The sequence below is a fragment of the Streptomyces sp. NPDC059002 genome (genome assembly GCF_042740435.1).
Taxonomy (GTDB): Bacteria; Actinomycetota; Actinomycetes; order Streptomycetales; family Streptomycetaceae; genus Streptomyces.
The window spans coordinates 16,346-31,460 of sequence record NZ_JBHYJI010000006.1; the positions used below are offsets into that span (position 1 = coordinate 16,346).

At 73.8% G+C, this 15,115-nt stretch carries 7 protein-coding genes; 2 read left to right on the forward strand and 5 right to left on the reverse strand.

The features are described from left to right. Window positions 1-48 precede the first annotated feature (48 nt). Together ACFWZ2_RS07835 and ACFWZ2_RS07840 are read left to right on the forward strand one after the other, a co-directional pair. The gene (locus tag ACFWZ2_RS07835) at window positions 49-1,992 is read left to right on the forward strand and encodes a PIG-L family deacetylase (protein ID WP_384543437.1); all 1,944 of its coding nucleotides are present in this window, start codon (window positions 49-51) and stop codon (window positions 1,990-1,992) included. Window positions 1,993-2,039: 47 nt separating this feature from the next. Then, on the forward strand, window positions 2,040-3,266 hold the full coding sequence (locus ACFWZ2_RS07840; protein ID WP_384543440.1) for a glycosyltransferase family 4 protein: 1,227 nt from the start codon (window positions 2,040-2,042) through the stop codon (window positions 3,264-3,266). Between the two features lie 55 nt (window positions 3,267-3,321). Here ACFWZ2_RS07840 and ACFWZ2_RS07845 read toward each other — a convergent pair whose 3' ends face one another. The 5 genes from ACFWZ2_RS07845 to ACFWZ2_RS07865 are packed head-to-tail and all read right to left on the reverse strand — an operon-like array spanning window position 3,322 to window position 14,913. Then, on the reverse strand, window positions 3,322-4,542 hold the full coding sequence (locus ACFWZ2_RS07845) for a tryptophan 2,3-dioxygenase (RefSeq protein WP_384543443.1): 1,221 nt from the start codon (window positions 4,540-4,542) through the stop codon (window positions 3,322-3,324). A gap of 2 nt (window positions 4,543-4,544) precedes the next feature. Next, window positions 4,545-5,483: an LLM class F420-dependent oxidoreductase gene (locus tag ACFWZ2_RS07850; protein WP_384543446.1), complete on the reverse strand. Its 939-nt coding sequence runs from the start codon at window positions 5,481-5,483 to the stop codon at window positions 4,545-4,547. Window positions 5,484-5,510: 27 nt separating this feature from the next. Next, on the reverse strand, window positions 5,511-6,683 hold the full coding sequence (locus ACFWZ2_RS07855) for a Gfo/Idh/MocA family protein (RefSeq protein ID WP_384543449.1): 1,173 nt from the start codon (window positions 6,681-6,683) through the stop codon (window positions 5,511-5,513). A gap of 5 nt (window positions 6,684-6,688) precedes the next feature. Beyond that, a complete protein-coding gene (locus tag ACFWZ2_RS07860) occupies window positions 6,689-10,252 on the reverse strand; it encodes an amino acid adenylation domain-containing protein (protein ID WP_384543452.1) in 3,564 nt (1,187 codons plus the stop codon). A 56-nt stretch (window positions 10,253-10,308) separates the two neighbouring features. After that, on the reverse strand, window positions 10,309-14,913 hold the full coding sequence (locus tag ACFWZ2_RS07865) for an AMP-binding protein (RefSeq protein ID WP_384543455.1): 4,605 nt from the start codon (window positions 14,911-14,913) through the stop codon (window positions 10,309-10,311). Window positions 14,914-15,115: the final 202 nt, after the last annotated feature.

Here is a 15,115-nt window from a genome sequence, read left to right on the forward strand (position 1 = left end):
AGCCCGCCTCGAAGGGCAAGCACGTCTTGATCGACGCCGGAGGGGCGCATGAAGGCTTCCGCAACGCTGCTGCAGTTGGTCGCTCATCCGGACGACGACCTGTACTTCATGAATCCGGAGGTGGTCGCCGCGTTGCGCGCGGGCCACCGCGTGGTGACCGTCTACCTCACCGCAGGAGAGTCCGACGGCCGCAACACCGTCCCCGGCGCCGACACCCCCGCCGAACCCGACAAGCCCGGCTACGCGAGCGCCCGCATGCAGGGCCTGCGCCAGGCGTACGCATTCATGTCCGCGGCGCAGCCGGGCGCCCGCTGGTCGCGTACCGCCCTGGTGCTGCCGAACGGCGCGCTGGCCGAGACGGCACAACTCGGCGACCGGATCACGCTGGTGCACCTGGGCCTGCGCGAAGAGGCCCTGCCGGACACGCCGTACGTCGGACTCGCCGGGCTGTGGCACGGACCGAGCGGCGTGGCGACGACGCTTCCCACACCGGGCAGCCCCGTCACCGAGGAATCCGGCTACACCCGAGGCGACCTCATCGACGCCCTCGCCTGGCTCCTGGCGCACCACCGGCCCGGCACCCTCCACTGTCTGGACCCCTTCCCCGACCGTCAGAAGCACGACGCCCAGCACCGGCGCCACTTCGACCAGCCCGGCTTCTCCGACCACCGGGACCACACCATCGCGGCGAAGTTCGTCCTGGCCGCCCTGTCCCGCAACGACGCCTGGACCAGGGGCCGTTGCTCAGTCCAGGCCTTCCGCGGCTACTACAACGCGCGCTGGCCCGCCAACCTCGGCGCGGCGCAGCAGGACCACAAGGTCGCGGCACTCGACGTATACGGCGGCCTGCCCACGGCGGACTGCGGGAACCCGGGAGGATGCGGCGACTACGGGGTGGGGCAGGGCCGCTCCCGGATGACGGGATGGGCGCAGAGCGTCACCCCCCGCTGGGAGGGCGCGGGCCCGACCTTGCTGACGGACGCGCAGGGCAGGGTCACCGCGTACTGGGTCCTGGGCGGCACGCTGCTGACGTCCCGGCAGGAGAAGGCGGGCGACCTCGCCTGGACCGAGCCCCGGCGGATCGGCGGGCACGGGCTGCTGCCGGTCCTCGCGGTCACCGCAGGGCCCGAGGGGAGCCGCCGGATCCATGCGTCCCGGGTGGCGGAGCCGTCGGTCGACGTCGGCGAGGACGCGGTGGAGACGGGGTTCATCGAGGAGTCGGCCCTGGAGGAGTCCGGCGAGTGGCACGGCCCGGGGACGGCCGCGGGCCTCCCGGTCGGCGTGCCCGCGGCGGCCGTCGACGGCGGGGGCAACCAGTACGTCTTCGCCCGGCAGGCGGATCTGTCGGTGGCCGTGCGGACGGGCGACAGCGGTCCTGACTGGGCCAAGCTCGCCGACTCCGACGTCAGGGAGTCGCTCGCCGCGCTCACCGACGCCCGGGGCGCGGTCCACCTCTTCGGGGCCGGACGGTCCGGACTGCGGCACTGGGCGCAGCCCGCGCAGGGAACCCTCCCCGTCGCACAGGACACCGCCACGCTGCCCGTCCCGGTGAGCCCGCCGTCCGCCGTCGTCACCGGGGACGGAACCCTGGTGCTTGCGTACCGCTGCGCCGAGGCCGCTCCTGGCGTGTACCGGCGCCTCGACGACAGCAGTTGGCGGCCCGTCGCGCTGCCCGAGCCGACCGTCGGCGGACTCGGCCGGTTGGCGCTCGCCGCGGGCGCCGGGCGCCAAGTCCTTGTGGTGCAGCGGAGCGACGACGGCGCGTTGCACGCATGGGCGGTGGATGTGCCGTACGACCGAGCCGGTGACGGAGCCGGAGGCGGCAGCAGCGACGGCGCCGTACGGTGCACCATGCCGGACGCGTTCACCGTCGGTGCGCCCGCGGCGGCCATGGACGGCTCGGGCCGGTTCGTCGTGGCGGGGCTCGGCATCGACGGCTCCCTGCTCATCCGCACCGAGACAGGGCCCGGTTCCCGGGTCTTCGAGCGCTGAACCGCCGTCGGACGGCACGAGGGGACGAGGGGACGAGGGGACGAGCATTGAAGATCAAGTTTCTGCTCACCTGGGCGGATGTGATGGGAGGCACCGAGCGGGCGGTGTTCACCCAGGCCGCGCAGCTCGCCGCCGCCGGGCACGACGTGGAGATCCTCAGCGTCTTCAAGACCGAGGAGAAGCCCTTCTTCGCCCTCGACCCGCGGGTCCCCGTGCGCTATCTGGTGGACCGCAGCGGCGGCGCCCAGCGCCCGCTCTCCCCGACGGGGCTCAGCGCGGCCGAGTGCGCGGCACTGTCCGGTCTGCCCACGGAGTACGACGCCCCGGCCTGGGAGCGGCGGATCTTCACCCGGCTCTCCGACCTGGAACTCGGGCTGCTGCTGCCCGCCCTCGACTGTGATGTGCTGATCACGACCACTCCCGCGCTCACCTCGGCCGCGGTGCGGCTGACCGGACCCGACGTCCTGACGGTGCATCACGAGCACCGCATGGCCGGGTTTCCGCCGCTGCCCTCCGCGCCGCTGCTCGACGCGCTGGTGACGGTGAACGAGCGCAGCCGGATCCGGCTGCGGGAGGAGCTGGGCGATGCCGCACCGCTCCTCGCGACCATCCCCAACTCGCTGCCCGCCGCGCGCCGTCCGCGTTCGACGCTCACCGGCCGGACCGTGGCGGTCGCGGGCCGGCTCGTGGCCGAGAAGCGGATCGACCATGCCGTGCGGGCCTTCGCGAAGGCGTCCCCGGAACACCCGGAGTGGGTGCTCCGTGTCTTCGGTGACGGTCCCGAGCGCGCCGGACTGCAGGCGCTGGCCGAGGAGTTGGGCATGGCGGACAGGGTGCGGTTCCACGGCAGCAGCACCGACATGCCCCAGGAGTGGGCCGGGGCCGATCTTGCCGTGCTGACCTCGCGCGCGGAGTCCTTCGGCCTCGTCATCCTGGAGGCACTCGCGGCAGGGGTCCCCGTGGTGTCGTACGACTGCCCGAACGGCCCTTCCGAGATCATCCGGCACGGTGTGGACGGCCACTTGGTCCCCGACGGTGACGTGGACGCGCTCGCGGCCGTGCTCGGTCGGCTGATGGGCGACAGGGACGCGCTGCACGCGCTGGGCGAGCAGGCGGCCGACGGGGTCGCGCGCTTCTCCGAAGGGCGGGTGACGGCCCGGTGGGAGGCCCTCTTCGCCGAACTGAAGGCCGGGCGCCAGGACTTGGCGCGCCGCCGCCGACGGGCCGAGCGGGTGGCCTGCCGCTCGGCCCTCGGCGCGGAAGGCGCGCACTGACGGAGGTGCGGGGCGCGGTGCCGGGCCGGACCGGCCGGACGCCGCACCCCCGTGGTCAGCGGAAGACCGGGATGGACCGCGCGTCCCGCAGATACGGCACGCCTTCCGTATAGCCGGTTCCCGAGCGCTCCTCGCCCAGCATGCGGGCCGCGAGCCGGTAGTGGGTCTGCCGCCACTGGACGAAGGTGGTGGAGAAACCTTCCATCGCCTGTGCCAGGGTCTCGCGGCCTTCCGGGGTCAGCCGGTCGTCCGCTTCGGCGGTGCGCAACGCGCCGTCGAGCGTGGGCAGTCCCGCCAGGACGCGGTCGCGCACCTCGGGCACGTTGTGGAAGGCGGCCGAGTCGAGGCGCTCCGGGTCCGGTGTCCGGCACAGCGCTTCCACGATCTTGTAGCTGCGGGACTGGATGGCGCTCGCGCCCTCGGTGTAGCAGCGGAAGTCGCGGAACGCCTCGATGCGCATCGTCGCGAGGAGCGAGAACAGCGGGGCCGCCTCGCGCAGTCCGGCGGAGGCCGCGTCGAGCCGCCCGGCCGCGACGACGGGTTGCCCTTCGGTGAGGCCGCGCACGGCGGCGGTCAGGTGCTCGGCGAGCAGCGCGAACGTCGACTCGAAACACTGGAGCACACGGATGAACAGGTATTCGTCGTGGATGGTGTAGGCGGGCAGCATGCTCAGTTCGAGGCGGAGCTGCTCATCGGGCCGGGTGTCGAGACGCACGGTGCGGCACAGTTCGGCGGCCTGTTCGGCCACGCCGGACCGGTCGGGGGTGGGCGCGGCGGCCGGATCCTCCAGGCCGAGGCGGGTCAGTGCGGGACGCGCGGCCCGCAGGCCCAGGCGGCACCGCTTGGACACGATGCGCGCATCGGGCCGCATCAGCGGCAGCCGTTCCGTCTTGCCCGCCTCCGCGTCCAGTTCGAACTGCAGGATGTCGGCGACGAGTTGGACGGTCAGCCGGTCGCGCCGCCGCTGCGCGGCCCGCTGGTCCGACGGGTCGGACGCGTTCGCCGGGCCGAGGAGCAGGCCGAGCGCCAAGTAGGTCTGGTAGTCGTAGCGTTCGTCCCACTTGTCCAGCGCCGTGTCCAGGAACCCCGTGAGGAGTTCCTGGTCCGTGGGGTCTCCGGGCAGTGTGGCCAGGGTGTCGCGGAGCTCGGCGAGGCAGGCGAGCAGCTCCCGGTCCACGAAGTGCTTCCCCACGAGCTGGTACGCGTCGACGACGGAGGCGTAGGGAAAGGCGCTCAGCTCTGCTTCGGAGCGCCATTCCGCCAAGGCACGCACCACTGTCAACTCCCCGTGCCGACCTGGCGGAGTACGTCGTGGGCGAGCAGTTCCAGCTGGTCGACGTCGCCCAGGGTGTGCGTTCTGAGGTAGACCCGGCTCGCGCCGAGCTCGCCCAACTTGCCGATCTTGTCGACGACTTCGTCCGGGGTGCCGACGAGCCACTTGTCGCGCATCGACTCGGGGGCGCGTCCGGCGGGTGCGCGCCGCGTGATCTCGGCCGCGTCGCGCCCGCAGCACACGGCCTGCGACACGGAGAAGGCCATGGAACCCTCGTCGCGGCCCGCGTCGGCGCAGGCCAGCCGGACCCGGTCGAACGCGTCCGCGACCTGGTCGAAGTCCGGGTAGGCCAGGTTGAACTCGTCGGCGTACCGCGCGGCGAGGCGAGGGGTGCGGCGGGTGCCGTAACCGCCGATGAGCAGCGGCGGGCGGGGGCGCTGCAGGGGCTTGGGCAGGCCGGGCGAGTTGGTCACCGTGTAGTACGTGCCGGCGTGGTCGAAGGTTTGGCCTTCGGGCGTCGCCCACAGGCCGGTGATGATGCCGAGCTGCTCCTCGAACCGGTCGAACCGTTCCCTGACGTCGGGGAAGGGGACGCCGTACGCGGTGTGCTCCGGCTCGTACCAGCCGGCGCCGAGACCGAACTCGATGCGGCCGCCGCTCATGTGGTCGGTCTGCGCGACGGTGATCGCGAGCGGGCCCGGCGCACGGAACGTGGCGGAGGTCATCAGCGAGCCGAGCCGGATGGTGGAGGTGTCCCTGGCGAGCCCGGCCAGGGTGGTCCAGGTGTCGGTGGGTCCGGGCAGGCCGTCCCCGCCGCCTATGGGCACATAGTGGTCCGCGCGGAAGAAGCCGTGGAATCCGAGGTCTTCGGCCGCTTTCGCGATGCGCAGCTGATCGTCGTAGGTGGCGCCGGATTGGGGTTCGGTCAGGATGCACAGTTTCATGGAGGTGTCTCTCGCTTCTGCGGCGGGTCAGCGGATCTTCGCGAGGCGGGCGTCCTCGTCGGGGTCGGCGATGCCGGTCCACCCGTAGACCGACAGGTCGGCGGGCATCGGCTCGGTCCGGGTCACCGTGCTGTCCACCGCGACGGTGGTGCGTCGCTCCGCGGCGAGGAACGCCGCGTGCATGACGTCGACGACGTGCAGGGCCAGGCCCGGATCGGCCTTCGGGGTGCCGCCGGTGCGCAGGGCGAGGGCGAGGTCGGCGACGCCGATCCCGCGGTCGTACACATAGCCGGGCAGCGCGGGCAGGTCCTGCAGTCCGCCGCCGCCGGGACGGGCGATGCGGACCGCGCCGTCGAAGAGGTTCGGGTCGGGCAGGACGAGCGAGCCTTGTGTGCCGTGCAGTTCGATGTGCGGCGAGGGCGCCGCCCAGGCGTCGAACGAGCAGACGAGCGTGGCGATCGCCCCGGACGCGAAGTCCAGCGAGGCCACGGTGACGGTGGGGATGGACACCTCGATGCGCTCGCCCGCGCGCGGTCCGCGGCCGATGACGCGCTCGCGGTCGCTGGTCCGGTTCTGCGCGCTGACCGAGGTCACCGGGCCGAGCAGGTGGACGAGCATGGACAGGTAGTAGGGGCCCATGTCGTGCAGCGGCCCGGCGCCGGGGCGGTAGAAGAAGTCCGCGTCGTGGTGCCACACCTCAGGGCCTGACCTGAGCATGGACGCGGACGCGTGGACCGGGGTGCCGATCTCGCCGGCGGCGACGGCGGCGATCGCGGTCTGCGGGCCCCGCCCGAGCACGGTGTCGGGCGCACAGGCGAGCAGCAGCCCGGACTCACGGGCGAGCGCGAGCAGCCGCCGGGCGTCCTCGGGGTCCGTGGCCAGCGGCTTCTCCACATAGACGGACTTGCCGGCGCGCAGGGCCGCTTCGGTGGTCGCGGCGTGCTCGGTGGGGGGCGTCAGATTGACGACGATCGACACGTCCGGGTCGTCGAGCACCTCCTGCCATGTGGACGGCTTGCCCAGGCCGAACTCCTCGACGCGCCGCTGGGCCCGCTCCGGGAGCACATCGGCGCAGCGGAGTACTTCGAGGATGCTGAAGTGGCGCAGCATGCGCAGGTATCGCGCGCTGACCGAGCCGCAGCCGAGGATCGCCACGCCGGTGGGCCGGTCGGGCCGCCGGAGGGGGGTGGGGGAGTCCATGAGTCTTACCTTCCGATCGTGAGGCTGAGGGCGTTCTGGAGGTGCTCGCTCAGGGCGGGCAGGTGTTCCGGCGCGAGCAGCGTGTAGTGCGAGCCGGGGATCACCCTGTGGTGGAAGGGGCCGGTGGTGTGCGCCCGCCAGGACGGCATGGCCGCGGGGACCGGGTTGTCCGCGGCTTCGAGCGTCACCATCGGGCAGCCGAGGACGCCGTCGGTGGTGTGTCCCGTGGCGAGGGGGAGCAGCAGGTCGAGACGGGCGGCCACATCGGTGTGGTCCGCGCCCGCGATGAGGGCGGTGCGGTCCGCCGAGGGAGTCGGCGGGTTGAGCATCCGGTCGATCAGGACGAGGACCGGCCGCCGCCCGCGCTCTTCGAGCAGCCGCGCGACGCCGAAGGCGACCGCGGCCCCCAGCGAGTAGCCGACGAGGGGCACCACCGTGTGCTCGGTGTGGAGCAGCACTTCCTCGGTGAGGGCCCGCGCCAGCTCGTGGAGGGTGTCCTCCACCGCGCCCTGCGGCGTCAGATAGTCGACTCCCCAGGGGGCGTACGAGGCGGGCAACTCGCCTGCCAGGTCCGTGAAGATGTAGGGGATGCCCGCGGCGGGCGGCAGGAAGAAGACGGGCAGGGCCTCGTGGTCCGCGGGCCGCAGAGGTACGACCCGGGTGGCGCCGTCCGGACCGTTCGCCTGGAGGTACCGGGTGAGCGCATCGGCCGTCGGATGGTCGTGCAGGGCCCGCAACGGAATGTCCCGGTCGAGCGCGCGCGACAGGGTGGAGACCGCGCGGAGCGCGAGGATGCTGTGCCCGCCCACGTCGAAGAAGTGCTCGTCGGGCCCGAGGGCGGGGTCGTCGAGGACACCGCGCAGGGTGTCGAGGACCACGTCGGCGAACGTGTGGCCCGGCCCTTCGTCGCCGGATCCCGCGCGGCGCAGGGAGGCCAGCAGGGCCTGGGTGTCCAGCTTTCCGCTGGCGGAGAGGGGGAGTTCGGGCACCGAAGTGATCAGCCGGGGCACCATCACGGCGGGCAGCGACCTTCGGAGGTGGGCGCGGATCTCGGCCCGCTCCGGCACATCGGCACCGGCCACGAACGCGGCGGGTTCGAGGTCACCGCCCGCGGTCCGGTGGGCGATGACGACCGCGGACTCGACCTTGGGGTGGGTGCCCAACGCCCGCTCGATCTCGCCGAGTTCGACCCGGTGCCCCCGGATCTTGACCTGTCCGTCGCGCCGCCCCGCGAAGTGCAGCGCATCCGATTCGTCGACCCACGCGCGATCGCCGGTGAGCATGACGTGCTGCCCGGGGCGCCCCGCACGCGGAGGGAAGCGCTCGCGCGTGAGGGCCTCGTCGTTGGTGTAGCCGAGGGCGACGCAGGGCCCGGTGACACGGATCTCCCCGAGGGCCCCGCGCGGTACGGGCCTGCCCGAGCGGTCGGTGACCTGGACCTCGCTGTTGGGCAGCGCCGTGCCGATGGGCACGTCCTCACGCGCGGGGTGCGCCGCGTCGCTGCCGTGCACGACATGGGCGACGGAGTCGACGCCGGTCTCGGTCAGTCCGTACACATTGACGACGACGGCGGTCTCGGGCGCGCCCAGCGCGTGGAAGCGGGCCACCGCCGCGGCCGGGAGCCGCTCGCCGCCGACGAGCAGGCGTCGCAGCGGCAGCCGGTGCAGCAGCGGCGCCGCGTGCGCGGTGAGCAGATGGAGCAGGCTGGGGGTGCAGTCGGCGACGTCGACGCCGTGCTCGATGAGTTCGTGGCACAGCCGCTGCGGGTCGCGCTTCACCTCGGCGTCGACCAGGACGAGCGTGTGCCCGCGGAGCAGGGCGCCGAAGATCTGCTGCACGGAGGCGTCGAAGGCCAGGGAGGCGAGGAGCGCCACGGAGAGGCCGTCGCCGAGACCGTCGTAGACCGGGGCGGCGAGGGCGTCGACGAGGCTCGTCACCGCGCGCTCGGGGACCCGCACGCCCTTGGGGCGGCCGGTCGATCCGGAGGTGTACAGCACGTAGGCGAGCGGCGTCCCGCCGTCGTCGGGGACGGCGTGCTCGCTCCCGTCGAGTCGGTCCAGGAGCGTTTCGCCCGCGCCGTCCAGGTGCGCGAGGAAGCGCGCGCCGCTGTCGTCGAGGATGTGCCGCACCCGGTCCTCGGGCAGCTCCGGATCGACGGGCACGTACGCGGCACCGGCGTGCAGCACACCGAGGAACGCGCTGATCGCTTCCGGCGTCTTCGGCATGCGCACGGCCACCCGGTCTCCCGGCACGACCCCGAGCCCGGTCAGCCGGGCGGCGAACTCCTCGACACGGTCCGCGAGTTGGGCGTACGTCCACACGACGCCGCGGTGCCGCAGCGCGGGCCGCTCGGGAGCGGCGGCCACGACGTCCGCCAGGCGCCGGCGGATGCCGGGCCCGAGGTCCGGCTCCTGCTCCTGCGCGGCCGGGAGCGTCGCCCCGTCGCCGAGGGGCAGGTCGCCGAGCGGGGTCTCGGGGTTCTCGCACGCCGCCCGCAGGAAGAACGGAAGGCTCTCCCGCAGTGCGTCGGCGAGCGGCGGTGTGACCAGGGTGCTGTCGTACGACAGGGTCAGGTCGATGCCGCCCGGCGCGGTCCTCGCCTCCAGGCGGAGCGAGAACGGCTCCACGACGGAGTCGAGCGAGACGACCTGGGTGCGCGGCGCGGACTCGTCCGCCGTGCGCAGATCGCGCCAGGCGAACGCCAGCGGCAGGCAGGAGGGACGGTCGGGACCCGACGGCAGGACGAAGTAGTCCTGGAACGCGGCCGCCTGGCCGCGCCGTTCGGCCACCTCGCGCGTCAGGGCCGCGAAGCCGCGGTCGTGGTCGCAGTCGAGGAACATCGGCAGGGTGCGTTCCAACAGCCCCGGTGCCGTGCCGAGTTCATCGAGGTCCCGGCCGTCGAAGGTGTCGCCGATGACCAGCGTGTCGAGGTCGAACCAGCGGGCGAGGAGCGCCGACCACGCGGCGCACAGGACGTCCGCGGGCGAGGCCCCCGAGGCGGCCGCGCTCTGGTACAGGGCCTTGAGAACACGGTCGTCCAAGGCGATGGGCACGGACACGGCGCGCAGGTCCTGCGGGTCGGAGGCGCGGCCCCACGGCAGCGGCGGCACGGCGGCGCAGCCCTCCTCCGCGCCGTCCCAGTGGGTCACCCCGTCGGCCTCGCGGGCGCCGAGCGTCTCCCAGGCCCAGGCCGCGAGGTCCGCGTGGTCAGGGCCTTCGTACGGGGTGTCCCCGATGAGGGCCGCGGCCAGGTGCGCCGCGCCGATGGCGTCGAGCCGGTCGGCGGGGGCGCGCAGTTCGAGCTGCCGTTCCCCGGTGGGGCCGGACCGCGAGGTGCAGGTCACGACGCCTTCGGTCCAGGTGGGGGCCGCCGGGTCCGGTGCGGCGACGGGCTGTTGGCCGGGGGTGTCGTCGGCGCGCAGGACGTCGTGGCGTGCGACGGCGGACCGCAGGCGTGCGCGCAGTTCGTCCGGGGTGATGTCCGCGTGGTGGGTGACGACGATCCGGGTCTGGGGCGTGTGGGCGCCCCAGACGTCGGACAGGCGCCGCTGGGTGGGTGAGACGTGCATGGAGGCTCTGGCTCCTTCTCCCGTGGAGGGCGGGACCGTGGGCGGTGGGCCCGGTGTCAGACCGTGTCCGCGGACCGGCCGGGCGCGGCCGAGGGGGACGACGTGTGCGGTCCTGGGGTGTGGCCGTGCGACATGGCCACCAGCACCTGGCGGCGCCCCTGGTAGGGCATGCGGCCGTGGGCGGCCGCCATGTTGTCCACGATCAGCACGTCGCCCTTCTGCCAGCGCACCTTGCGCAGCGTCGCGGAGTAGGCGCGGCCGATCTCCTCGATCACGGAGTCCTCGATCTCGTCGCCGTCGCCGTACAGCGTCCGGAACGGCAGGTCCTCCGGGGCGCAGTGGTCGAGCAGTTCGGCGCGGAGCGAGGGGTCGAGACTGCTGGGGTTGAAGAAGTAGGCGTGGTTGAACCAGGCTTCGCGCCCGGTGTGCGGGTGGATGCGCAGCGCGGGACGGTGGAAGGTCGTCCGCAGGCGGTCCTCGCCGCGCCATTCGTAGGCGATGTCGTGGCGTCGGCAGTACTCCTCGACCTCGTCGCGGTCGTCGGTGCCGAAGACCGTGGGCCAGTCCAGGCCGAGGCCGCCGCCGAAGTTGCGGACGTAACGGACGCCCTCGTCGCGGAACCTGGCGACGGTCCCGGGGCGCAGCCTGCGGGTCATCTCCGACAGATCCGCCACCGTGGTCTCCCCGCCGTGGTCGGCGGGGCGCACGCAGCAGAACGTCAGGCGCAGCGGCCAGCTCTGCGCGTACGAGTGCTCGGTGTGCAGCTTGATGGGCTGGTCGGCGGGGTGTTCCGTCGAGGTGTAGAGGGACGGCGCCACCTCGCGGCGGTCGGACGAGCGCTCCTCGTACGGCAAGGGGGCCGAGCCGAGCAGATCGAGCACCGCACGGAATCCCTCGGGCGACTCGGCGCCGGTGTCGCGGTAGAGGACGAAGCCGCCGTGGTCGGCGAGCCCGTCGAGCAACTCCCGGTCGTCGTCGAGGCGTTCCGCGATGGACTGGCCGGGCCGGGGGAGCCGCGCCGGTACATCGACCGCTGCGTCGTCGCGGGACCGGCCCGACATGCGGCGCTGCAGGCGGGCGCGGCGGGCCGCGAGCGCGGTGGTCGCGTCACCCGCGGCGGCCGTGCGCGGCAGCTGCGGGGCGCGGCCTTCGACGGTGTCGGTCAGCAGTCGCGCGATGCGCTCGACGACGCGCGTGGCCGACCCCGCCGTATGCACCGCGGGGTCGTACAGCGCTTCGAGGCGCAGCCCCTGCTCGTCCTCCGTGAACAGCAGGTCCCAGCCGAATTTGCGCCCCACCGCGGTCCGCCGGGGCAGCCGTCGCCCTGTGACGTCCCCCAGGGCCCACTCGGCGGGATCCGCCCGCACGTCGCCGGAGCGGTAGTCGAGTTCGACGGGGAAGGCCGAGCCCGGCAGCCCGAGGTCGGCGAGCACGTCGGGGTACGGGCAGGCGCGCCGGTCGAGACCCCAGCGGACCGTGTCCCTGGCACGGGCGACGAGGTCGGCCATGGTGTGCGCGCCGCCGGTGGCGACCTTGTGGAGCAGCATGTTGAGGTGCATGCCGATCTGGTCGTCCAAGTACGGCTCGCCGCGCAGGGAGACGGGCGAGACGACGACGACGTCCTCCTGCCCGGACGCCTCGCGCAGCGCGTACGACACGACGGCGAGGACGACCGCGAAGGGGCTGGTGCCGTGGGTGCGGGCCACCTCGTGCAGGAGGTCGCGGTCGCGGGCGGCGAAGCGGTGGGTGACACAGCCGTCCGCTGCCGCATCGGCCGTGGCGTCGGGGTCGGCGGGGAAGCTCACCCCGCGGGCGCCGGTGAGGCGTTCGCGCCACTCGGCCCGTTGCCGCGCGGCCGACTCGGAGTCCGCCTGCGCGCCCTGGCGGGCGGCGACGGCCTGGTAGGACAGGGCCGGTGCGGGCGGCGGCCCCGCGTTCCCCGCGTGGACCGCGTACAGCGCGGCGAGGTCGTCGAGCAGCAGCGCCATCGACCAGCCCTCGCACACGATGTGGTGGGCGACGACGACGAGCGTGCGGGACTCCTTGCCTTCGACGAGGACGACGCGCAGCAGCGGCCCCGTCTCCAGCGGGAGCGGTGTCGCGCACAGGGCGTCGACCGCCGCGGCGCGCTCCTCGGGTCCCGCGGGCTCCGGGACGATCTCCAAGGACGTCAACGGCTCGGCGTGGACCCGCTGGACCGGAGTGCCCCGCACGGAGCCGAAGGTCGTCCGCAGCGCGCCGTGCCGACGCCCGAGGTCGGCCACCGCGGCGCGCAGCGCCTCGACGTCGAGGGTGCCCGTCAGCTCGAAGCACCGGGGAACGTTGTACGCGGCACTCGCCTCGCCGGACGCGCAGCTCAGCCACACGCCGAGCTGCCCGGGGGAGAGCGGGAGCGGCTCGTCGTGGTCGTCGCCGGGGCCATTGGAGTCCGCCGCGGCGTCGGTCGTCGTCGCGGGCCGCGGCAGGACGTCGGCGCACCGGGCGGCCAGGGCCCGTGCGGTGGGCGCCTCGAAGAAGGCGGAGACGGCGATCGGGACGCCGGTTTCCAGTTCGAGACGGGACAGCATCCGCAGGGCCGTGAGGCTGGTGCCGCCCAGGCCGAAGAAGTTGTCGCCGACCCCGGCGGGAGCCTGGTCGAGCAGTTCCTGCCAGAGCCCGAAGAGATACTCCTCCCACGGTCCGTCCGGGGCCACGGCCGGGCCGTCGCCCTCGTCCGCCGCCAACCGCGCGAGGGCCTCCAGGTCGGTCTTGCCCCCTGCCGTTTCCGGGAGTTGGGGCAGCGGCACGATGCGGTCGGGCAGCGCGTGGGCGGGCAGTACGGCGGACAGCTCGGCGGCGAGCGCCCGCGGGTCCGCGACATCGTCCCCGGCCACGAAGGCGAACAGGCGGCCCTGCGAGGCGACGACACCCGCGGCCTCGACGCCTGGACGGTTCAGGAGCGCGGCCTCGACCTCGGCGGGTTCGACGCGGTGCCCGCCGATCTGGACCTGACGGTCGCGGCGCCCGAACAGCTCCAGACGGCCGTCGGCACGCCAGCGTCCGAGATCGCCGGTGCGGTAGCGGCGGACATCCGGTTCCCCGGGCACGGGCTCCGCCAACTGCCGTGCGCCGGCGTGCAGATACTCCTGCGCCACGGCCACACCCTCGACGCAGATCTCGCCGACGGCGCCGATCGGCAGCAGCTCGCCCCCGCCGCCCAGCACGCGGATGCGGGTGTTGGCGACCGGGGTGCCAATGGTGATCTCCCCGTCGAGCACCACGTCACCGGCGCTGGTGCAGCACGTCGTCTCGGTCGCGCCATAGGAGTTGATCAGCCGGCGGCCCGCGCCGCACCACTTCCGTACGTCCGGCTCCTGCAATGCCTCGCCACCGCTGATGACCGTGGCGGCGGCGGGCAGGTCGTCGGGCGTCAGCGAGCGCAGCAGGGTCGGCACGAGGAACGCGACACGGACTCCGCTCGCCCGGACGTCCGCCGCGAAGTCGGCCGTGGCCCGCCGCATCCGCGCCGGTACGACGGCGGCTCCCGCGACCAGGGACACGCCGGTGGCGAGCATCGTGACGTCGAAGGAGGGCGAGAACGGCTGGAGCACCCGGTCGTCCTGGGTGACGCCGACGTAACCGCACTGGTCCCGCAGCATGTTGGCGAGACTTCCGTGCCCGACGAGCACACCCTTGGGGCGGCCGGTCGAGCCGGAGGTGAACAGCAGGTAGGCGGTGTCCTCGGGGCGCACCGTCGGCAGATCCGCGGCGGGCCCGGCGGACGGGGCGCCGATCGCGAGGGCGGGCGTCCCGGACAGCGCCGACGGGGGCGGGCCGTCCGCGGTGACGACCACCCGCGCGTCGGCATCCGTGCACAGGGCGTGCAGCCGCTCCCCGGGCCAGGTCGGGTCGAGCCACAGGAGCACTCCGCGGGCCTTCAGGACGCCGAGCATGGCGCGGATGCCGTCGATCCCGTTGTCCAGGGCGACGGCCACGACCTGCCCGGGCTCCAGCGCGTGGTCGGTGAGCAGGGCATGCGCGATCCGGTCGCTGTCCGCGTCGAGTTCCGCGTAGTCGATGCGGCGTTCGCCGTCGATCACGGCGGGCCGGTGCGGGACCTCGCGGGCGCTCGCGCGGAACAGCTCGACCAGGGACGTGCGCGGCCACCCGGGCTTGAGCGGCCCGTTCCCCAACTGGAGGACCTGTACGCGCTCCTCGTCGTCGAGCAGGGCGATCTTCTCCAGCGGCGTCCCGGGCTCTTCGAGGGCGAGCAGGAACCGGCCGATCGCCGACCCGAAGGCCGCGGGGCTCCGCGTGGCGTCCGGCGTCCCGACACGGATCAGGCCCTCACCCGCGTACCGGACGGACACACCGGCGCCGCCGAGCGGTTCACCGGAGTCCGACACAGCGGCGTACACGTCGCAGCTGTCCGCGTCGGTGCCGTCGCGCCGCTCGCGCAACGCGGCCGTCAGCAGCCCCTTGACGGCGCCGACATGCCCGCGGAGCGAGGCGGTGCGGTCCACCGGCACGGCGAAGGACCGCGGCGCGCCGTCCTGTCCCGGCACGGTGACGCGCACGGGCCGGTCCTCGCCCGTGGCCGCCGTGTACCAGGTCAGGGCGGACAGCAGGAGGGTCAGTTCACTCCACCGGTCGTGGCGTGCGGCACGGTCGAGGGCGGCCAACGCGCCGGATTCCAGGCGTACGTCGGCCTCGGACGGCGGGGGCGGGACGGATCCCGGTCGTACGGGTCGGGGTAGAGGCGGTGCGCTGTGGCTCAACGTGCCCTCCGGGAGCGAGCAAGTGGTGACTTGGGGGAACGGCGGACGGGGCGACGGGCGAGCAGATGGTGCCGCCCGGAATGCGTTCGTGACGGTGCGGGGCCCG

Coding starts and splice junctions, on each gene's coding strand:
- ACFWZ2_RS07860 (WP_384543452.1), bottom strand. CDS start 10,252: ATGCACGTCTCACCCACCCAGCGGCGCCTGTCCGACGTCTGGGGCGCC.
- ACFWZ2_RS07835 (WP_384543437.1), top strand. CDS start 49: ATGAAGGCTTCCGCAACGCTGCTGCAGTTGGTCGCTCATCCGGACGAC.
- ACFWZ2_RS07850 (WP_384543446.1), bottom strand. CDS start 5,483: ATGAAACTGTGCATCCTGACCGAACCCCAATCCGGCGCCACCTACGAC.
- ACFWZ2_RS07855 (WP_384543449.1), bottom strand. CDS start 6,683: ATGGACTCCCCCACCCCCCTCCGGCGGCCCGACCGGCCCACCGGCGTG.